We start from the raw sequence: 19,280 nt of genomic DNA, 5'->3' as shown, positions 1-19,280 counted from the left end.
TCTTTTTCACTCTTCCGGTTTGACTTCCACCCAGGCATCCAGCGCGGTGAAATACAAAATCCACTTCTGCGGCCGCTCTTCCATGGCCTTAAACAAATCGCCGTACCGTGCCAATTGCGGTCGGTAAACGGCCACCTGTTCTTCAATAAATATGTTTCGATCCGCTTCATTTGCCGCGGCATCTAACCAGCTGGTTTTATAATCCACAATCCAGCGAACGCCTTGGTCATCGACAAAGGTGCGGTCGACAATATGATTGGCCTGCCCGGCCTCGCTGATCGAACTCAACGCCAACTCCACCGCCGATTCGGCATGCGACGGATTCAAAGCCCAAATCAGCGACTCATTACGGACGGCGTTTTGCAATGAGCGCATGACCCGTACCATCGCCGTTTCCAGCAACTCGCCATTCAGCCCATCTTGCGATAGCTGATGCCGATACAAGGCGTCATAACTTATCAATTCCAACTCTGTCGGGACGCCCTGGGCCACCCAAATTTCCAGCATTTTATGCACAAAATTCCCGACGCTTTTCGCCAACAAAGCGGTTTGCCAGTTCATGCGTTCCGCGACGGCGTTAGAGTCAGCAGTCGCCAAGACTGAAGCCTGTTCATGCTCGCCCGCTTCATCGTCCTGCAGCAACGGTTCCGTCGCACCGCGCTTCAACCAATCCGGCATCGCCACCGCGGATGAGGCAAACCCCGTTCGCATCAACGGCAATCGGCTGACCTTCGGAATAATCGCACACTCTTCAACAACTTCCTCCGAGGGTGCAGAGTTCGTCAACAACGTCTCAAATTCGGCCTGCACCTGCGGCCACAAACAGTTCAATAAGCTTTTGGCTGGCGGTGCCAACGGCTGGTCACCATCCAATTGTTTGGCCGACACCGTCACCGACCCCAGCAAATGCAAACGGCGCTTGGCCCGCGTGGCCGCGACATAGAACAAACGCCCCAATTCGTAATCCTGTTTCACGCTGTCGGTGCGTTTAATCAAATTCACCAGGCCGGGTGAGTTGCTGGCTTGCGCGGCCTTGCCTTTTTGTTCAAAGGGCGCAATCACCAAGCGGTTGTCATCACCGTCGGTGCCTTTAAACGACAACCAGGACAACAAAGTGTTGTCATCCGAACGCGGCTTACGCCCCAGGCCTGGCAGAATCACGGTATCGAACTCCAGCCCTTTGGATTTATGCATGGTCATCAATTCCACCCGGCCGCTTTCCGGGGAGGCATCCGGCAGGGCAAACAGTTTTTCCAACGTGTCCGCCAATCCGGCGGCGGTCAACGCCTGAGTGTCATTTTGCGCTTGCAAGGCATTGAGCATCATCCAAAATGCCTCAATATTCTGCAACGCCAGTTCCGATTCCACCGTCTGCGCACCGTCCAATTCCAACCAAGCCTGACGCACCACCTGCTCCAATCGGAAGGATCCCATCGACTTCAAGGCTTTATCCAAAACCGGCCAGGCCTGCGCCAAACGGGTTTGACCGGGTTCCGATAATTTCGACCAAGCTAGGTTGTTTTGATCACTGACTGCCGCTTGCAGGCTTTGCCAAACCGGGGTCTGATAATAATCGTCGTTTTCGCCCAACAGCGCATACAAATCGGCCAGTGACAAACCGACCAGCGGCGAACGCAGCAATGCAATCCAAGCCGGACGGTCGCCCAAATGCAGCAATGCACGTGACAACGCTTCGCAATCCTGAATTTCCTGACGCTCTTTCAGGCCTTCCAATTCCAGCGCCCGGAAACGAATGCCCGCTTGTTTTAAACGCACCGCAATCGGCATCAGATGCGAACGACTCCGCCCCAGCACGCCAATGGCCGCACCCGGCTTCAAGTCCGGCAAGGTGGTTTGGATGATGTCGACCGCCGCGTCGGCTTCCTCTCCGGCCGAACGCTCCAAGGCCCATTCCGCACGCACCGCCGGTTCGGCGTTGTCGGAAAAGGCAGTCGCCGGGGAATAACACACGGCACCCTGCTCGATGACGCTGTGTTTCGGAAATACCTCGGCAAAGGTTTGATTGACCCAATCCACCACGCCCTGAGTGGAACGGAAGTTCACCGTCAGACTCAACGGCGTCAACGCCACCTGCCCCAAACGCCCTTGCCAGGCCTGGAGGAAATTGCCCACTTCCGCCTCACGGAAACGGTAAATCGACTGCATCGGGTCACCTACGATAAACAGGCTGTGATCGTCTTCGGCAGTCCAACCGGCCACCAGTTTTTTAACCAATTCATACTGCGCCACACTGGTGTCTTGGAATTCGTCGATGAGCAAATGCTTCAAGGTATAATCCAGCCGTTCGGCCAAATCGGTCGGTTCCAATTCGGTACCGAGCGCTTGCGACGCCGCCTGCGCTACTTCAATGAAATCCGCTTCGCCCTGTTGCTGGAACGCCAGCTTCAAGTGCGCCACTGCACGACGCAGCAACGCAATCAAATGCCGCAGGCTTTGCCATTGATCATCGTTATAGTGCCCGTCCGGCAGTTGCCGCAACTCATGCAACGCTTGCGCCATATCGCCGCGCAAATCGGCCAGAGCAAAATCCGACAAGGCTTCCAAAAAGCCGTCCTTATTGGCTTTATTTTCGCCTTTTCCGGCCGGAAAGCCCTGCGCTTTATTAACCGTTTTTCGGCAAGCCGGGTCGCTTTTTGTGAGAATCCAATCGCCCAGTGTGCGCCAAACCGATAAATCCGTTTCCGGCGACAAAACGACCCCCGACAAACGTTGCAATTGCGGCTGGTCATTGCCCGCGGCAAATTCGGCGTAATCGCATAATGCCTGCAATTTGCCCAGGCCTGGCGACAGTCGCTGCACCGCTTGTTGTTGCTCCTGCGCCACCAACAAGGCCAGGGCGCTTTCCAATTCGGCCCGCTCCGCGGCTTCATCCTCGGAACCGTATTGCAACAGGGCGCCCATCCATTGATCGCGTTTGGCCAACATGCCCACCAACAGATTTTCCGCGGTGCGAAAAGAGCCGTTCACCAACCGCAACAAGCTCGCCACCGCTTCGCTGGTCTGAGTGTCTTTCAACGCCTGTCGCGCGGCATGCAAATACAGTGTTTCCGGCGACGACGCCATCTGCGGTTGAGTGCCGAGTCGCGACAAAAGCGGCATTTTCTGCACCAGATAACCGTTCATGGAGTCGATGGTGCGAATTCGCAAGCGATTCGGATTATCCAACAATTGCCAACCGCGCTGTGCGGCATTCTGCAAAGCGGCTTGCGCCAATTGCCAGGTATTGTGATCGTAAAGCGAGGCATTTTCCGGCAGGGGTTTCTGGCCGTCGGCCAGAGCCTCGAAAATCCGCTCGCGCATTTCGGCGGCGGCTTTTTTGGTAAAGGTCATGGCGACAATCTGTTCCGGCGTCTCCACCTGTGAGAGCAACGCCAAAAAGCGCTGGGTCAGCAAAGCGGTTTTCCCGGAACCGGCCGGTGCCTGCACAATAAAGGAACCTTGCGGGTGAATCGCTTGATAACGGGCTTCGCCATCCGGCAGGACCGTGTCCAATTGCACCTGTGCCAAAGGGTTGATTGGGGTGTGTAACGGAGTGTTCAGCGATGCGCTCGACGATGTATTCATGCGTCCTCCTCCGAGCCTTGCCAACCGGCTTGCGCCAACTGACTTTTCACTTCCGGCAATCGCAACGCCAAAGCGCCGGCGGCATACGCCAAATCCTTTTCATCGCGGAAGGTCATTTCCGCACGGCCCCGCTGAATCGATTCGGCCAAGGCTTCGACTTCATCCCGTAAGCCGTTCAGGAAATCGGTCCAGGTGACACCTTCATAATCGCCGCCCTCTTTTCCCGATTCTTTGGCAAAGACCAACTGCGAGCGGTCTTTCAACATGACGCCGTCGTCGGCCACCAAAGTATTGAACCGAACCCCGTCGTCACTGTGGAGGATGCCGTAGCCCAAACCGGCCACCGCATCCCGGTAAGCGTGCAGATACACCGCCAGCTGTGGCGCTTCAATCGGCTCTTTCAATAGGTCTTTCACGGAGGCTTTGCCGGTTTTGTAATCGAGAATGACCGACACGGCTTCGCCGCTGTTTTCGCCTTCCTCGGCCAACACCGCATCCACCCGGTCGATTTTGATTTTGAATTCAATGCCGGCAATCGTCGGCGTATGGACTTCTTCAAACGCCACCACCTTAAACCCAGGCCGCTGTTTTTCCAAGGCCAGCCAATTCATCAGAAGCTCGGTAATGCGTTCCTTTTCCAAGACCAGATAATGGTCGTCGAACTGCTGCATCAGCGGCTGCATCGCCTCATCCAACAACGTGTGCAACTTGGCGACAAGGCTGTCGTCGTCCAAGGCCAGCAAGGTGTTTTGGGTTTGCACATCACGCCAGAAAGCTTCCAGTACTTCATGCACCAAGGTCCCGAGATGGTTGGCGCGCATGCCCTCGGCCACGTCTTCCAATTGCTGACGCGCACCCAGCCGGAAATCGATAAACGCCATCAGCGGACATTTGTTCTGCGCCGTCAAAATCCCGGAACCGCCCGGCGCTCGTTCGCCCAATGGAATCGGCGGCGCTTGCGCGTCTTCTTCCCATTCAATCGGAGCGGCTTGCTGATATTGTTGCTCGGCAAGACTGCGATAGTCGCGCGCCGGATAGGGTTCCGCCATCGCCAACGCCGGCAAATTCAACAACGGCGATGGCAAAGCGACGCGATCTTCCAATTGCGTGGCATAAGACCAGACGACCTGCTCGGCCGACGCCGCCAAACGGCGGGTGATTTTCTGGGCATACTGCAACTCGCGCTGGGCATCGGCGCGCGGCACGGCCCGTTCGCGTTGCAACGGCATCGGCAGGAAAGGATTCGGGCTGGGCGGTCGCGGCCAGGCTTCGTCGGTCAAGCCCAAAACCCACAAGGCATCAAAGGTTTGTCCGCCGGCTTCGAGCATCCCCACCACCTGAATGGGGACAACATCTTTGGTCTGGGGTTGATGCACGGTTTCGGCGACAAAGCGTTTCAGCAAATTCAGCCAGGCCTGGGCGTTTTGCGCTTCGTCGCCCAAATGCAGTTGCGAAAAGCGGCCGAGACATTCCAAAAAGGCTTCTTTCTGCTGGGTTTCAATACTGGTTAAGGCGCGCTCCGGGCGTGAACCGCCCCATTGGAATTGCTGCAACACCCGTTCGACCCGCTCCAGAAAAGCGTGCAATGACAGGCGCCCGGTGTATTTTCGGTCAGAAGACTTGGCAGATATTTTTTGCAGCACCGTCATCAACGGCTTGGGCAAAAGGGTCGGCCAGTGGTTTTCCTGCTGTTCCAGCCAGGTCACCAAATTCGGCCATTTGAAACTGGCCCATTGCAGTCGCCGCAATTGGGCATCGGCTTTCTGTCGCTGAGGTAAGGCCCCCAGGGTAAAGGGCGACACCAGCCAGGCCGACCAGTCGGCGTAGTTTAAGCGTTTATCCGGCAAAAGCGCCAGGTTCAGCGTTTGCAAGGCATTTTGCACAATCGGTGTGTTCGCCAAGGATTCGCCGAGCGAGACGTTATACAACACACGGCGCCCGGTTTTTAACGGCAATGCTTGGCCGAAGCGTTGAAACAACACCTCATCCAATAACGCACTGAACCCTTGTTGAATGTCGTTGAGGTTCGGTGCCACCACGCCGATGCGAATATCTTTGGCCGCTTTGGTTTCACCGAGGCGTTGCAGGGTTTCCGCGCACCAAAGCGCCGCTTGTTGCATTTCGTCCTGGGGGTTCATGGCGGCGTAACGCCTCTGCTGCCGGGCCGGAGCCTCATCTGCTTCCGCGACCATGACCTCATTGCCAGCTTCTCGCAGTAAGTTCATCCATTGCTGCATAAACGGCGTGATTTCGTCAAAGCCATGCAACATGAATCGCGTGGATGTGACCGGACGTTCCGGCAACCAACGCAATCGCCATTGCATGGTCAAGACATCGTCTTGCCAGTTCTGTTCTTTCAGCCGCTTTTGGTAATCGTCTTTCAGAGCCAAAAACAAACGCACTTCATCGGTTTGGAAAATTGTTTGTTCATCCTGGTCATCGAAGTATTCCGACCAAAAGCACCAGGCCTGGTAGAGTTGTTTGGCGGTGGCGGTCTCGTTCAGCAACGCCAATTGCGGCTCGGCTTGAATCTTGTCGTCCAGCAGGGACTCCCAAATCAATTGGGCTTCAAACGCCGACAAGCGTTTGGACGGCCAAGCGTCCAACGCCAAGCGACCGCTCAACAAAGCCTCTTGCTCCCATTCCTGCCACCATTGGTTCCAGGTCATCACCGCCGGGGTTTTCGCCACGGATTGCGTCGCCCACTGGTCGGCCAGCAAGGCTTGCTTCAAAAAGCCGGTCAAACGGCTGTTGGCGGTAATGTGAATGGTTGGCATCATGAAGAGATCAATATCGCTTTTCAGTCAATTGGAATCAAACCCAAAGGATACCAAAAATTACGATGGGCGGCTGCCTTTTGGCGACAGGTTCCTGTCGATTTTAGCCCGAAACAAACGACACCCAACTCCAATAAAGCGCGATATTGAGCGGCATCAACCAGACGGCCGGCCATTGCCATTTGAACAGCAATACCAGATTCAGCGCCACCAACACACCGCTGGCCCAGTCCACTAACGCATGCGGTAGAATCGGCACAATCAACGCAAACAGCAGAAAACCGACCACCCCGGCTTGCACCCCCACCAAAGCGGCTTGCACCCGTTCCGAGGAGGTGAACGCTTGGTAAAACGGCAAAATGCCGATAATCAATAATAAACCGGGCAGGAAAATCGCCAGCGTCGCCACGACCGCGCCGAGCCAACCGGCCATGACACCGCCCAAATAGGTCGCAAAGGTAAACAGGGGGCCCGGCAAGGCTTGCGCCAAACTGTAACCGGCCAAAAATTGCGATTCGGTCACGCGTCCGGTTTGCACCCACTCCAATTCCAACATGGGCAAGACCACATGTCCGCCGCCGAACACCAGCGCACCGGCACGATAAAAGCCATCTCCGATTGACCAGATACACTCGTCCGTCCATGCCAATAATGGCAAAATTCCCAATAAGCCAATCGCTAAAACGATCAGGCCCCAGCCGGTCTTGATGGACGGACTGCGCGCTTCAAACGCGGGTGTCCGTTCGCCCGAACCCATTGAGTTATGAGAAGGCGACACCGCCGCTAGAGAACCGAAACGGTGTTTGAAAAGCGTGCCGATAATGCCCAATCCTAACAATAACACCACCGGTGCCCACACCGACGGCCAAAGAATCAGTCCAAGCGCTGTCAGCAACGCCAGGAGCCGAAGTGACCAGGCCTGGCAGAATTGTCGACTCATCTGCCAAGTGACCTGAATGACAATGGCGGCGGCCACCAGCACCAAAGCATGCCAAACCGGCTGCCAGGTGTCGTCCAGCCAGAACCAGCCGTACGCCAAACCCAACATCATCATGGCCGAAGGCAAGGTAAAACCGACAAACGCGGCGACGGCACCGGGCCAACCACCGCGTTGATAACCGATTAAAAACCCCAATTGCGAACTGGAAGGCCCGGGCAAAAGATGACACAAGGCAATCCAACGCGCAAAAGTGCCGTCATCAAACCAACGCTGTCGAACCACAAACGCTTGATGAAAAAAACCGATATGAGCCGCCGGGCCACCAAAACTGGTCAAGCCGAGCTTTAGAAACTGTGTAAAGATGGAAACTGTAACGGCCCAACGGGCCAAAAAGACAGGCAATGACATGCCGGACAAATCCTCAACGACAACATAAACGATTCATTTAAGCGATTCAGTTTACCGGCCGCTGAGACAGTTTGGATGACAGTTTTATGAGGATGCGGACTTCAAAGGCTCCGCAGGTTTATCCAATGCCGGTTTTTCATCCATATCCAATTCCAGGTATTGGTCGCCATGAGCTTGCAAGAACTTCAGGAATTCTTCCGCCAATAACGACAGTGACTTGGTTTTCGGATAAACGATATTCCATTCCTTATGAATCGGAAAACCTTCCACATCCAGCTTGGCGATTCTCGCGCCCGGGCTAAGCAGATCCAATGCATGCTCGGACACACAAGCCACGCCCAGTTCTCCCATGACACAATGCTTGATGGCTTCGTTGGTTTCCAGCATCATGCGCTCTTTCACCGTCAAACCGTGTTGCGCGAACAGGTCTTCCACCGCCGAGCGAATGCCGGACCCTTTTTCACGCATGATGAAAGGTTCCTTTGCCAAACGCTTCAAACTGACCTTGGTGCCGACCAGTTCATGGTTGGCGTGCGCGATAATGACCAACGGGTTCGGCGCGAACGGAATCGCCTCCAGATCCATGTCCATGCTCGGTACCTGACCGAGTATGTATAAATCGTCCAGATTACGATCAATACGTTTCAGAATGGTATTACGGTTGCCGACCTTGAGGCTCAGTTCGATGTCGGGATATTTTTTGCAAAACTTACCCAACGCGACCGGCGCGAAATATTTGGCGGTGGTAATAACCGCAACGCGCAGACGCCCCCGTTTCAACCCACGGAAATCGTCCAGCATGATTTCCAGATTGGATAACTGATCGATGATACCACGACAGCTACACGCCACCTCTTCACCGATTTCGGTCAGGAAAATCTGCCGCCCCACCTGCTCGTAAAGCGGCATATCGATGGCTTCCGCCAGACTTTTAACCTGCGAGGAAACCGTCGGTTGCGTCAAATACAACTCTTCGGCGGCACGCGTAAAACTGAGATTTCTCGCCACACACTCAAACACTTGAATTTGCCGAAGGGAAGCATGCCGAATCAAAAAATTTGACGTGGCCTTATTTAAATGTTCACTCATTCCCACCCCCAATATCACCCCAAACGATTTAAACCCTATCCTAAAAACGGATTCAAAAAACTAATTTATTGTTATGAATAACATAACGTTACGATTATTACCGGTTATCCGGCCGGCACTGTAAACCTTCCAAAGCCTGCGTTGCGGCACGGGCGGCTTCATTGATATCCGCTTCCTTACCACACATGATCAGACGCCCGTAAGCCCCGACCGCACGCGCCTCGACCAAGGTCACATTGGACGCCTTTTCCGCTTCGTTGGCCGCATAAACGATGTACCCGGCCGGTTCGGTTTCCATAATGAACATACTTTGTCCGGCCAACGCCATCGACCCGCGACGGTTATCCCGGTTAATCAAGGTCGCATGGTCGGCGGTAATGCAGCGTATGGTTTCATTCCACATCACCAGACATTGCTGGCGATCAAATTCATGTGTTTGTAAATGCTGCAGAATCCGCTCGCCGGATTCCAGCACATCGCTTTGCGTGCGATGGTGAATCACCATCGAACCGTAAGCCCGTTCCACCACCTGCTGCGCCAAACGTACATTGGAGGCTTTCAAGGCAATGTCGGACAAGCGGTGCACCGCCATCCCCGGTGCCACTTCCACCCACAGGCACGCATCGCCCTCAACCGGCAGAAAGCCCATGGAAGCCGTGGCCATATACGAAGCCAACTGCGGCTGCAAGGCGTCCAAAAAAACATAAGTTCTGAGCTTAATCATAAAAAGCGTTCGTCTCCAATTGCGTCATCACCGAATGAATCGCTTGCGTGCGATGACTCAAACGTATCTTTTCGTCCAGCGGCAGTTCCGACACCGTTTTCACCAACGCCGGAATCCACATGACATCGTCATAGCCGATACCCTGCCCCGTTCGTGGCGATTTCAATATCTCGCCGTACCAATGACCGATGCCAATCACCGGCATGGGATCGCACTCATGCGATACATACACTACGGCACAGGAATAACGGGCCTTGCGTTCGCTGAAGTCCCTTCCATCCAAATCGTCCAATAACTGACGGACATTCTCTGCTTCCGTCGGTTTATGGCTCCCTTGCGAGGCATAACGCGCGGAAATAATACCGGGGAGCCCTCCCAAGGACGCCACCTCCAAACCCGAGTCGTCCGCCAGAGCCGGTAATCCGCTTTTTGCACTGGCAAAACGGGCTTTTTTCAAGGCATTCTCCACAAAGCTCAAACCGTCTTCCTCGACCTCTCCGTCAAAAAAAGTACTTTGTGCCAGCGGCTCCACACCGTATTGCCTCAATACCGGTGCCATTTCCGCGACTTTATATGGGTTGCCCGTGGCTAAAACCAAACGTTCCATAAATTCGCCCTAGGCAAAATAACTCGGCGTCAACACGTCCACATTCGCTGTGAACACCGTCAATTGATGACTGCCGTCCAAATACACATTCAATTCGTTATACAGTCGGTTCAGCCGTTCTTCGGCCACCACCACCAAAAACAATATTTGCCCGGTGGTTTCATTTTGTGCGGGTTTGACATCAAACGCCGTCACTCGGCTCACAGATACCTGTTCAAACAAGGCGCGCAAATCGTTTTCCAATTCGCCGTTCGCCACGATGTGCACCAGTTTTTCGCAACAGGTTTCCACCATATTCAATCCTCCGTCGAATTCCTGAGAAGGATTGCCATGGCTCGGACAACTCCAGGACTCTGCATTTGCTTCATGCCATTTCATATCTGTTCGCCATCTCTTTTGTTCGTACTCAATCCGATCCACCGACCAAAGGCCACATCGTGAATCCTCTTCATCGCGACATCATGTATTCCATTACGATGACGGACGCTTTTTTCCTGAACTCCATGCTAGTGAAATCCACTCGACATGAAAAATTGATTTTTCAACTTGCAGCCATAGACTCGAATCAATGAATGCCTGGCCGACATATGCACCCCCGGCTTAAGTTTTCCGATCGCACATAAAAAAACGGGCAGAAAAATCTGCCCAAACGACTAAGACTAACTAACTTAACGAAATACTTAAAACGTGATACCTGACACTAGTCCGGCCACACGCGTCGACTCGGAAAACGTTTGACGGCTTCCGCAATGTGCTCCTGCCCGGCATTGCCGGAACCACTGGATTTTGCAGGTGGTTCCTTCTTCCGTGCAGGCGTCGACTTAGCGGCCGGCTTAGAAGCAGTTTTCTTACTCGTGGTTGCCGGCGTCGATTTTTGAGATGCCGTCGCAGATTTTGGGGCCGCTTTAGGCGTCGGTTTTGAAACCGGTTTTTCCGCCGTGTCCGTTGACGTCGGTTGAGCCGCCGTCGACGGCTTGGTTTTGTCTGATGGGGTCGTCATAAGACTCTCCTTTTAATGCAGATTAACGCGACTGAAACCTTCATCAATGCCATCCGCCAGCGCAAAATCGACATCCTGCAACTCTTGCGCTTGGGAATAGATGATGACCGACACATGCTCACGACCAAAACTGATGTTCGGGTGGTGATTCAGATGCTCGGCTTTTTCCGCCATATCGTCGAGAAAGGTCCGTAGGGTTTCGAAATCCTCGAATTCGAAACGGGCCTCTAAACTGGCGGGTTTCTTTTTGAGCTTCCATCGTTGTTCGTTCATACAAAACTCCTATTTGGCTGTTGCTGCATCATCAAAGATCCATAATATTCTTCCAACCAGGACTGCACTCTCACAAGCTGAGATTGCTCTTCTTCCAAAAGCCGGTTAAACAGCATCAAATCTTCTTGAGCACCAAAATTGGCGCAATATTGTGAAGCTTCCGAATAAAGCTGAATAAGAGCCATTTCCCTTTCTTCACAACTTCTCAGAGCTTCAACCATATTGGTTGCCGGTCCAGCCGGACGTAAGACACTCCCCGCAGGAAGGGCTCCTTGTGCAACCATACGATCCGTAATCAAGTTCGCATGTTGGAACTCTTCATTTGCCAGGGTCACAAACCCTTCGGCATATGAAATTTCTTGGCGAAATTTCGCCAGCGAAGCCTGTGCGAGGTAATGCTGACCGGCCGAAAATTCCAGGCTCAACGCTCGCCCCAAATACCCCAGGATTTGACTGTTTGCAACAGCCATCTGTGCCTGGGGGATTTGTGGGTATGCGCCTGCTCCTGGCATTACGGAACCGGGCATTCTTTGTGAATAACGCATTTTTCCCTCCTAACTTCCAAATGAGGGTTAAAAACTAACCCTCGACATTCAATCAGCTACGGGTTGCACCGTTACCAATTGTCAAAACAGGTTCCACTTCTTTGTGTGGACGAGCAATGATGTGCGCGGCTACCAGACCGTCACCAACACGTTCACAAGCGTCTGCTCCGGCACGAACCGCCGCGTTAACCGCACCGGTTTCACCACGGACCATTACCGTGACATAACCGCCGCCAACAAACTCACGACTGACCAAACGCACTTCCGCCGCTTTCGTCATCGCATCCGCTGCTTCAATCGCTGGCACCAAACCACGGGTTTCAATCATGCCCAGTGCAATTCCATATTCCGTACTCATAGCCTTTCTCCTTAGAGGTAAAAAGAATTGTTCCCGCATCAAGCCCCTAAACATTAAGAGTTTCGGGGTACTTTCTGTTTAGAGACTTTTAGCGAAAGACAAATTACTTACTTTCAATTGTTAAAACGGGTTCCACTTCTTTGTGTGGACGAGCAATGATGTGCGCGGCTACCAGACCGTCACCAACACGTTCACAAGCGTCTGCTCCGGCACGAACCGCAGCGTTAACCGCACCGGTTTCACCACGGACCATTACCGTTACATAACCGCCGCCAACAAACTCACGACTGACCAGGCGTACTTCCGCCGCTTTCGTCATCGCATCCGCTGCTTCGATCGCTGGCACCAAACCACGGGTTTCAATCATGCCCAGTGCAATTCCATATTCCGTACTCATAGCCTTTCTCCTTTAATAAAGAACTAAATTACTTTTGATCAATTGTTAAAACAGGTTCCACTTCTTTGTGTGGGCGAGCAATGATGTGCGCGGCTACCAGACCGTCACCAACACGTTCACAAGCGTCTGCTCCGGCACGAACCGCAGCGTTAACCGCACCGGTTTCACCACGGACCATTACCGTTACATAACCGCCGCCAACAAACTCACGACTGACCAGGCGTACTTCCGCCGCTTTCGTCATCGCATCCGCTGCTTCAATCGCTGGCACCAAACCACGGGTTTCAATCATGCCTAACGCAATACCGTAATCACTCATAACTTTCTCCTTTGAGTTGCTCACTTTAAAACTTACTTCTGTTCTGGTTGCCAATCATCGATGATGCCGCCAACCGTTAAATCCGTTAATAATCGTTTGTCTCCTGCCGCGTCTCTCGCCGCAGAATTGGCGATGGTAAACACCCAGTCACCCAACTTTGTTCCAACGGGATCCATCGCCACAAGTACTTCGCCTGTCTGGCTAACCAGCGCTTTGATCGGAAGATGACCTAACCCTTCCAAGCGACTGGTCAGAACCAGCTCTTTTTTAACTTGTAGTATCTGCATCCTCTGGCACTTCCCATTTATCGATAATTCCAACGATGGTTAAATCACTTGGATATCCTTTTACACCTGTCGCATCTCGGGCCGCCGAGCTACCACAACAAATAACCCAATCTCCCGGCTTGCACCCCACCGGATCAACCGCTACTTGAGGGGTACCGCCATCTTTTTCTCGAACCACCAGCAGAGGCTTGTGCTCCATCATGGCGATGCGATTGGTCGAAACGAGTGTCTTATCGACTTTATAAATTTTCACCTTCTACTCCTTTCTAAGCAGTGCTTCTCAAGCTGAAAAATCTGCCAGGCTGGGTAGTCTTTCCGCTGGCTGACAGCCGGTAAAATCTCTTAAGGTCGGCATGGTTTGCAACAAACCGGATGCCGACAATTCCTGATAACGGTTGTGCAATGCCTTTTCGATTCTCACCGCTTTGGCTTGCGCTCTATCTTTAGAGCCAGGAACGCGTCCGTCGTAATCGCAACGGATGATGATCGGAATCGGTCGCCCTTTTTTGACGTTCAGACCTTTAAAAATCTTGATACCGACATCCACATCGTTCACACCTTCTTCCACCGTATCGAGGAAGCTGTAATAACTCAGATTGCGAAGTTGCACTTCTTCGAAGCCGTTACCGACGCCGATAAACCTTTCCGCATGACCGATATCGCTATAGCAACCGTTTTCATATCGGTTGACATAGGCCAGTTGCGAGAAATTGTTCGCAATCAACCAGGCAATCAGGGTATTCACCCCTGGCTGAGGTGCGGTAGAGCTTCGATTCAAATTGCAATCGTCGATTGCGTGCTCAATCGCTTGCTTCGCCTGGTCTGCCGACAGGTCAGCGGTTTGCTGATATAGCTGGTCGGTTTCCACAAAACGCTGCAAACACACCTTGCCTTGCTCGTTAGGGATATGGATTTTCAAACTGTCGTCGTCGGTATTCATTCCGATCAACAAGGTTTGAACACTGGCACCACACCCGAAACGGTTTTCAATTGCCTGCCTAAAATCCTTGAGCTTTGTTAATGCAGCCTCCGCTGCTTTTTGGTCATCACTCCCGTGTGCGGCACAACCTTGATGGGTCGGGTCGGCTTTCGAAAAGTGATATACCGCAATCTTTAAATAACGCGTCGGTTCTTCAGCCGCATTTGGCTTACCTTCTCTGAACCGCGTGTGCTCAATAAACACCCAGTTTCTGACACTTTCACTGATATCGAATAATGACCCCGCATGGGCCTTTCTTCTCACAGCGTCATAAGGCAGTCTGAGTACATAACTGACTACATGAGCAAGACGTCCATCCGCACAAGGCGCAATGCCTACGGCGTGAAACCCTGCTTCTTTAAAAATGCGTTCGGCTTCTTGTTTTCGCTGGCCCATTAATGGGTCATTGATATAGAAGTCTTCCGACATTCGAATAAATTGTGCAAAGAGGGTTTTGGCGTACAGTTTCTGAAACGCTTTCTGAGGTTGAAAATTCAATTCAGACTGCCAATCGTCTTCTGTCAGCTTTACACCCAACTTTGCAAACAACGCTTGGTTCGCCCAAGCCACAAAACCCGGTTTGCCCTGCTGCGTCAAGATGTCTTTCAAAACAGCTTCGATATCATCAAAACGTGCCTTGATATCCATTTCATAACGACGCAACAATTCATTTTGAGCCTCGTTAACCAAAACATGAGTGCCGGTCATTGCCTGAGTTGTATCAACTCTGTCCTGTCTTCCGATTTCATCAATCGCTTCTGTTGCAACCGTGGAACCATGAGCAGTCGGCTTCTTTTGCTGCCACAAAGGATTCGATGGAATCGGCTTCCAGAACAATGACTTTTGACGATAGTTCTTTTTTGTAGAATTCATCTAACACTCACACTTTCGTTACACAATCATTAAGCTCTAGCACCGCCCGACAAAGTCACTTTCGCGCCCGTGTCGGTATTACCGGATGAACCCGTAATCGGACTCATAGGCACTTCGGCATTGGCCCCTGGCGTAAACTGCGCAGCCGCCATAGGAGACTGTTTAGCTGTACCACGAACCGACGCATTACGCTGTGCCGCCCAAGGTCCATCCGTACCGGTTACTTTGGAACCTCTGTCCCATCCGTCACCGGTAATTCTCGACCCTTGTTCCGGCGCTGGCTCAGCCATGGCCACCGGAGCGGCTTGTGCTTGCCCCAGCATCATCGGAAAATCCGACTCGCCCGGTGCGGCGGCATTGTTAGAGTCACATACCATGGCCGTTTGATCCATGCCTTGATAATGCGTCCCGGAAACCAATTCACAAGCACCTTTTTGTGCACCTGTTAGTCCCTGAGGCCCCGGTTGAACACCTGAAATGGATGGGTTAGCGCCTTGACGCTGCCGAACCTTTATTTCAGTTTGCTGATCAACCGAACACAATTGTGTTTGCTCAGCGCCCGTATAAGGTGTGCCGGTTACCGCTTGACAATCACCCGTTTCCGCGCCGGTCATACCGTAGTAAGCACCGCTGCGTTCCCCTGTGACCTTTTGACCTCGGCTGGTTCCAGAAGCCGTTACCTTAGTTGCGGTATCCGTTGCCGGCATTTGACATAAAGTCTCAGCTTCTTCGGCACTTTGATAACCGGTTCCTGTAACAGACTTACAAGTTCCTGCTTCACCGCCAGTCACCGCTTGCAAACGACCAACCTGCGTTCCTGTCGTGGTATTGCCTTTTGCAGTTTGCGAAGGCATTACCTTTTGAGGTGCTTTCGCTGGTGTTTTTGGCTTGATCGTTGTCGATTGAGACCGACGATTGTCGCCACCGGTGATTTTTTCACCACTTTTCTGCGCCGGCTGAGACATCACCGAAAATCCGGTTGCCTTAGCTTTTGCAGGGGTTGCACCACAGTACATTTGGCTTTGGTCTGCCGGTAAGTACTCGGTCCCTGTAATGGATGAACAAGTCCCTGTTTCGTTACCCGTCATCTTCTCGGCACGTCCGACTTCCGTTCCGCTGACACTTTGACCACGAGTGGTTTGTGTCTGCGTGACTTTTGCAGGCTTCGCCTCCGGTTGAGAACCACAGTTTGTATGGAACTCTTCCGAACCCAAATACTCCGTGCCACTCACCAATTGACATGCACCGGTTTCAGCACCGGTCATTTTCTTTTCACCTTGACCGACTTGCGTACCGGAAACAGCTTGACCGCTTAAGGTTTGTGACTCGCCTACTTTTTGTGGCAAAGACTCGCTATTTCTCGGTTGGCGCATGGGGCGTGAACCACCAGTTGAACAGGTTTTGCCTTTAGCGCATTTTTCTGCACGAACTTGTTTTGCAATTTCGCGTGTCGATGCATCCGGGTTCGCCAACTTGGCTTTCGCACCAGATTGACTTGTTCCTTTGGATTTAAAGGCCTCCTGTCCAGCTTTGCCTTTAGCTTGTGCCTGACGGTATGCCTTCGATTGAAGGCGTCCGCTCGGTTGCACGGCCACTTCAGGTTTTACCGCTTTACGGCGTTCTGAGCGAGCTGCAGGCTTCGGTGTCTTAGACTGACGAGGTTCCACAATCGGCTCTTCCGGTTTTTGCTTGGCTTTCGCCTTCTGACCAGGGCGAGACGTTGACTTAGCCGCATCTGCCGCACTTTTCCCGTGCTTCTGTTGCTGTCTTTTCTGCTTCGCCGCTTCACGACCTGCCGCGGACGCCGGAGTTGGCGCTGCAGCAGAGACTTGACGACGAGAGCGAGACGGCTTAGAAGCAACCGGAGTAGGTGCAGGCGCCGCCGTTGTCGCAACCGGCTCGGGTGTGGATGGACGCTGACGAGTCGCTGTCGAAGCCGACGACTGTCCTCCCTTCCCTTTTACCTGTGCTTTTCGGCGTGCAATCGCTGCGGCTCGACCGCTTTGAGCATTGTTACTCATGCTAAAGCCTCCTTTTCGTCTTGATGACTCGTTTAATCTCGTTATTCGTTCCGTGCGAATTACATTCCGCGAGGACGGTAAACTACAAAGTTGTGCCCTTGGCACTGGGTGTAGTTGTCATATCCGATCAAACGAATCAAGTGGTTTGGGTAAGCGGCGCGACAAGCGTCCAACTCAACCAACACTTCATTTGGATCACGTGTACCAAACAATGGCAACTTCCACATTCCCCAGTAATGCGCTGAGGCATTGGCCGGATCTTCATGCTCTAGAGCTGGCGTCCAACCCTGGTTGATGATGTAAACAATCTGATCGTAAACTTCATCCGCATTGAACTCCGGTAAAAACGAGAAGGTTTCCAACGTGTACTGAGTACGGTAATCATCTGTTTGCATTGACATTTTTATCTCCTTGTATTGTTAGGATTCATTCAAATAAGATGCGGCTTAGCCCACATCCAATTTGTCAACGGTATCGAACTCGAACTTGATTTCTTTCCAAGTCTCCAGAGCGACTGCCAATTCTTTACTCGTACGAGCCGCGTCTCTCAAGATGTCTCCACCCTCTCTTTCCAGGTCACGCCCTTCGTTACGTGCTTTAACACAAGCTTCCAACGCCACACGGTTAGCTGCCGCACCGGCTGCGTTACCGCCTGGGTGACCTTGCGTACCACCACCGAACTGAAGAACGGAATCGTCACCGAAGATATTCACCAATGCCGGCATATGCCATACGTGGATACCACCGGACGCCACGGCCATAACACCTGGCATGGAACCCCAATCCTGATCAAAGAACACACCACGTGAACGATCTTCCGGAACAAAGGCTTCACGAAGCTGATCAACGAAACCAAGCGTTGAAGCACGGTCACCTTCCAACTTACCAACAACCGTACCGGTATGTAGGTGGTCACCACCTGACAAACGTAGACACTTAGCCAATACGCGGAAGTGGATACCATGGTTCGGGTTACGGTCGATTACGGCGTGCATCGCACGGTGAATGTGCAACAACATGCCATTCTCACGACACCAGTTCGCCAACGTCGTATTGGCCGTGAAACCTGCGGTCAAGAAGTCATGCATGATGATTGGCTGACCCAGTTCTTTAGCGAACTCGGCACGCTTCATCATTTCTTCAACGGTACCGGCGGTAACGTTCAAGTAGTGACCTTTACGCTCACCGGTTTCCGCAGTCGCTTTATCAACCGCTTCGGCGACGAATTCAAAACGATCTCTCCAACGTTGGAATGGTTGTGAGTTGATGTTTTCGTCATCCTTGGTCAAATCCAGACCACCGCGCAAACATTCATACACGGCACGTCCGTAGTTCTTAGCGGAAAGGCCTAGTTTTGGCTTGATGGTACAACCCAACATAGGACGACCGTATTTGTTCAACTTGTCACGCTCAACTTGAATCCCGGATGGTGGTCCACCACACGTTTTGATGAATGCCATTGGGAAACGTAGATCTTCCAAACGAAGTGAACGTACGGCTTTAAACCCGAATACGTTACCTACCAATGAAGTCAATACGTTTACAACAGACCCTTCTTCGAAAAGATCCAACGGGTAAGCGATGAATGCATAGAATGCGTTCTTGTCACCAGGTACATCTTCGATTCTGTACGCACGACCTTTGTAGAACTCCATGTCTGTCAACAAATCCGTCCAAACTGTCGTCCAAGTACCCGTTGATGATTCTGCCGCTACAGCTGCTGCTGCCTCTTCACGCGGTACACCTTCTTGAGGGACAACTTTGAAACAAGCCAATAGATCTGTATCCAGAGGCGTATAATCTGGTGTCCAATAAGTCAGCTGGTAATCCTGTACACCAGCGTCAAACGTTTTACTCGCCATAAATGCTCTCCTTGTTTTTGGAGTTGAAATAAATTCAAGTGCAATATTAGTGCGCCAACCTATAGGTGACTAATTGAAAGGCATGATGATTAGAATTGATGATAATCAATGCTTTGAAAATATTTCCTTATTTTTCAAATACTTAAAAATCATTGATTTTTCTTAAAATTCAAAAGGAAAGGGCTATTTTTTTAATTGAAAGGTTTGACGGCCACATAAAATCCATCCCGATGAGG

Annotated in this window: 19 protein-coding genes; all 19 read right to left on the bottom strand. The window is 52.2% G+C overall.

Annotated elements, in window-relative coordinates:
• Nucleotides 1–6: 6 nt before the first annotated feature.
• On the bottom strand, nt 7–3,585 hold the full coding sequence (locus AYJ59_RS04890) for a UvrD-helicase domain-containing protein (protein WP_127119408.1): 3,579 nt from the start codon (nt 3,583–3,585) through the stop codon (nt 7–9).
• Nucleotides 3,582–6,365 (bottom strand): PD-(D/E)XK nuclease family protein, encoded by a 2,784-nt coding sequence (locus AYJ59_RS04885; protein WP_127119407.1) that lies wholly within the window; start codon nt 6,363–6,365, stop codon nt 3,582–3,584. The genes AYJ59_RS04890 and AYJ59_RS04885 overlap by 4 nt, the downstream gene beginning before the upstream one ends.
• 100 nt (nt 6,366–6,465) lie before the next feature.
• Complete coding sequence (chrA, locus tag AYJ59_RS04880) at nt 6,466–7,710, bottom strand: chromate efflux transporter (protein WP_127119406.1); 1,245 nt, start codon at nt 7,708–7,710, stop codon at nt 6,466–6,468.
• 84 nt (nt 7,711–7,794) lie between these two features.
• Entirely contained in the window at nt 7,795–8,799 is a 1,005-nt protein-coding gene (locus tag AYJ59_RS04875) for a LysR family transcriptional regulator (protein WP_051673397.1), read from the bottom strand.
• Between the two features lie 97 nt (nt 8,800–8,896).
• A complete protein-coding gene (locus tag AYJ59_RS04870) occupies nt 8,897–9,523 on the bottom strand; it encodes a BMC domain-containing protein (RefSeq protein ID WP_029938597.1) in 627 nt (208 codons plus the stop codon).
• Nucleotides 9,516–10,130, bottom strand: a complete 615-nt coding sequence (gene rdgB / locus AYJ59_RS04865; protein WP_127119405.1) for an RdgB/HAM1 family non-canonical purine NTP pyrophosphatase — start codon at nt 10,128–10,130, stop codon at nt 9,516–9,518. Before rdgB ends, AYJ59_RS04870 begins: the two co-directional genes overlap by 8 nt.
• A gap of 9 nt (nt 10,131–10,139) precedes the next feature.
• Entirely contained in the window at nt 10,140–10,508 is a 369-nt protein-coding gene (locus tag AYJ59_RS04860; protein WP_127119404.1) for a hypothetical protein, read from the bottom strand.
• 322 nt (nt 10,509–10,830) lie between these two features.
• Nucleotides 10,831–11,130 (bottom strand): hypothetical protein, encoded by a 300-nt coding sequence (locus tag AYJ59_RS04855; RefSeq protein WP_127119403.1) that lies wholly within the window; start codon nt 11,128–11,130, stop codon nt 10,831–10,833.
• 12 nt (nt 11,131–11,142) lie between these two features.
• Complete coding sequence (locus AYJ59_RS04850) at nt 11,143–11,403, bottom strand: 4a-hydroxytetrahydrobiopterin dehydratase (RefSeq protein ID WP_029938601.1); 261 nt, start codon at nt 11,401–11,403, stop codon at nt 11,143–11,145.
• Nucleotides 11,400–11,948 (bottom strand): ferritin-like domain-containing protein, encoded by a 549-nt coding sequence (locus AYJ59_RS04845; protein ID WP_127119402.1) that lies wholly within the window; start codon nt 11,946–11,948, stop codon nt 11,400–11,402. The genes AYJ59_RS04850 and AYJ59_RS04845 overlap by 4 nt, the downstream gene beginning before the upstream one ends.
• 52 nt (nt 11,949–12,000) lie before the next feature.
• Complete coding sequence (locus AYJ59_RS04840) at nt 12,001–12,306, bottom strand: BMC domain-containing protein (RefSeq protein ID WP_029938603.1); 306 nt, start codon at nt 12,304–12,306, stop codon at nt 12,001–12,003.
• Nucleotides 12,307–12,409: 103 nt separating this feature from the next.
• Complete coding sequence (locus AYJ59_RS04835; RefSeq protein ID WP_029910948.1) at nt 12,410–12,703, bottom strand: BMC domain-containing protein; 294 nt, start codon at nt 12,701–12,703, stop codon at nt 12,410–12,412.
• Nucleotides 12,704–12,731: 28 nt separating this feature from the next.
• On the bottom strand, nt 12,732–13,022 hold the full coding sequence (locus tag AYJ59_RS04830; RefSeq protein ID WP_029938604.1) for a BMC domain-containing protein: 291 nt from the start codon (nt 13,020–13,022) through the stop codon (nt 12,732–12,734).
• A 32-nt stretch (nt 13,023–13,054) separates the two neighbouring features.
• Complete coding sequence (locus AYJ59_RS04825) at nt 13,055–13,309, bottom strand: carboxysome peptide B (RefSeq protein WP_029938605.1); 255 nt, start codon at nt 13,307–13,309, stop codon at nt 13,055–13,057.
• Nucleotides 13,290–13,562 carry a carboxysome peptide A gene (locus AYJ59_RS04820; RefSeq protein ID WP_029938606.1) on the bottom strand — a complete coding sequence of 91 codons (273 nt, stop codon included), beginning with the start codon at nt 13,560–13,562 and terminating at the stop codon, nt 13,290–13,292. Before AYJ59_RS04820 ends, AYJ59_RS04825 begins: the two co-directional genes overlap by 20 nt.
• 27 nt (nt 13,563–13,589) lie before the next feature.
• A complete protein-coding gene (locus tag AYJ59_RS04815) occupies nt 13,590–15,095 on the bottom strand; it encodes a carboxysome shell carbonic anhydrase (RefSeq protein ID WP_237260374.1) in 1,506 nt (501 codons plus the stop codon).
• 95 nt (nt 15,096–15,190) lie between these two features.
• Nucleotides 15,191–17,182, bottom strand: coding sequence for a carboxysome assembly protein CsoS2 (gene csoS2 / locus AYJ59_RS04810; RefSeq protein ID WP_029938608.1), 1,992 nt, complete (start codon nt 17,180–17,182; stop codon nt 15,191–15,193).
• A gap of 59 nt (nt 17,183–17,241) precedes the next feature.
• Nucleotides 17,242–17,583 (bottom strand): ribulose bisphosphate carboxylase small subunit, encoded by a 342-nt coding sequence (locus AYJ59_RS04805; RefSeq protein ID WP_029938609.1) that lies wholly within the window; start codon nt 17,581–17,583, stop codon nt 17,242–17,244.
• Between the two features lie 45 nt (nt 17,584–17,628).
• Complete coding sequence (locus AYJ59_RS04800) at nt 17,629–19,044, bottom strand: form I ribulose bisphosphate carboxylase large subunit (RefSeq protein ID WP_029938610.1); 1,416 nt, start codon at nt 19,042–19,044, stop codon at nt 17,629–17,631.
• Nucleotides 19,045–19,280: the final 236 nt, after the last annotated feature.

The sequence above is a fragment of the Thiomicrospira sp. S5 genome (genome assembly GCF_003991075.1).
GTDB classification, from domain to species: Bacteria; Pseudomonadota; Gammaproteobacteria; order Thiomicrospirales; family Thiomicrospiraceae; genus Hydrogenovibrio; species Hydrogenovibrio thermophilus.
The sequence above is the reverse complement of the archived record's forward strand: the minus strand, read 5'-3'. Positions and strand labels throughout refer to the sequence as shown.

Bases quoted from the DNA above. Each gene is read 5' to 3' on its own strand.
- AYJ59_RS04890 (WP_127119408.1), bottom strand. From the start codon at position 3,585: ATGAATACATCGTCGAGCGCATCGCTGAACACTCCGTTACACACCCCA.
- AYJ59_RS04885 (WP_127119407.1), bottom strand. From the start codon at position 6,365: ATGATGCCAACCATTCACATTACCGCCAACAGCCGTTTGACCGGCTTT.
- chrA (WP_127119406.1), bottom strand. From the start codon at position 7,710: ATGTCATTGCCTGTCTTTTTGGCCCGTTGGGCCGTTACAGTTTCCATC.
- AYJ59_RS04875 (WP_051673397.1), bottom strand. From the start codon at position 8,799: ATGAGTGAACATTTAAATAAGGCCACGTCAAATTTTTTGATTCGGCAT.
- AYJ59_RS04870 (WP_029938597.1), bottom strand. From the start codon at position 9,523: ATGATTAAGCTCAGAACTTATGTTTTTTTGGACGCCTTGCAGCCGCAG.
- rdgB (WP_127119405.1), bottom strand. From the start codon at position 10,130: ATGGAACGTTTGGTTTTAGCCACGGGCAACCCATATAAAGTCGCGGAA.
- AYJ59_RS04860 (WP_127119404.1), bottom strand. From the start codon at position 10,508: ATGAAATGGCATGAAGCAAATGCAGAGTCCTGGAGTTGTCCGAGCCAT.
- AYJ59_RS04855 (WP_127119403.1), bottom strand. From the start codon at position 11,130: ATGACGACCCCATCAGACAAAACCAAGCCGTCGACGGCGGCTCAACCG.
- AYJ59_RS04850 (WP_029938601.1), bottom strand. From the start codon at position 11,403: ATGAACGAACAACGATGGAAGCTCAAAAAGAAACCCGCCAGTTTAGAG.
- AYJ59_RS04845 (WP_127119402.1), bottom strand. From the start codon at position 11,948: ATGCGTTATTCACAAAGAATGCCCGGTTCCGTAATGCCAGGAGCAGGC.
- AYJ59_RS04840 (WP_029938603.1), bottom strand. From the start codon at position 12,306: ATGAGTACGGAATATGGAATTGCACTGGGCATGATTGAAACCCGTGGT.
- AYJ59_RS04835 (WP_029910948.1), bottom strand. From the start codon at position 12,703: ATGAGTACGGAATATGGAATTGCACTGGGCATGATTGAAACCCGTGGT.
- AYJ59_RS04830 (WP_029938604.1), bottom strand. From the start codon at position 13,022: ATGAGTGATTACGGTATTGCGTTAGGCATGATTGAAACCCGTGGTTTG.
- AYJ59_RS04825 (WP_029938605.1), bottom strand. From the start codon at position 13,309: ATGCAGATACTACAAGTTAAAAAAGAGCTGGTTCTGACCAGTCGCTTG.
- csoS2 (WP_029938608.1), bottom strand. From the start codon at position 17,182: ATGAGTAACAATGCTCAAAGCGGTCGAGCCGCAGCGATTGCACGCCGA.
- AYJ59_RS04805 (WP_029938609.1), bottom strand. From the start codon at position 17,583: ATGTCAATGCAAACAGATGATTACCGTACTCAGTACACGTTGGAAACC.
- AYJ59_RS04800 (WP_029938610.1), bottom strand. From the start codon at position 19,044: ATGGCGAGTAAAACGTTTGACGCTGGTGTACAGGATTACCAGCTGACT.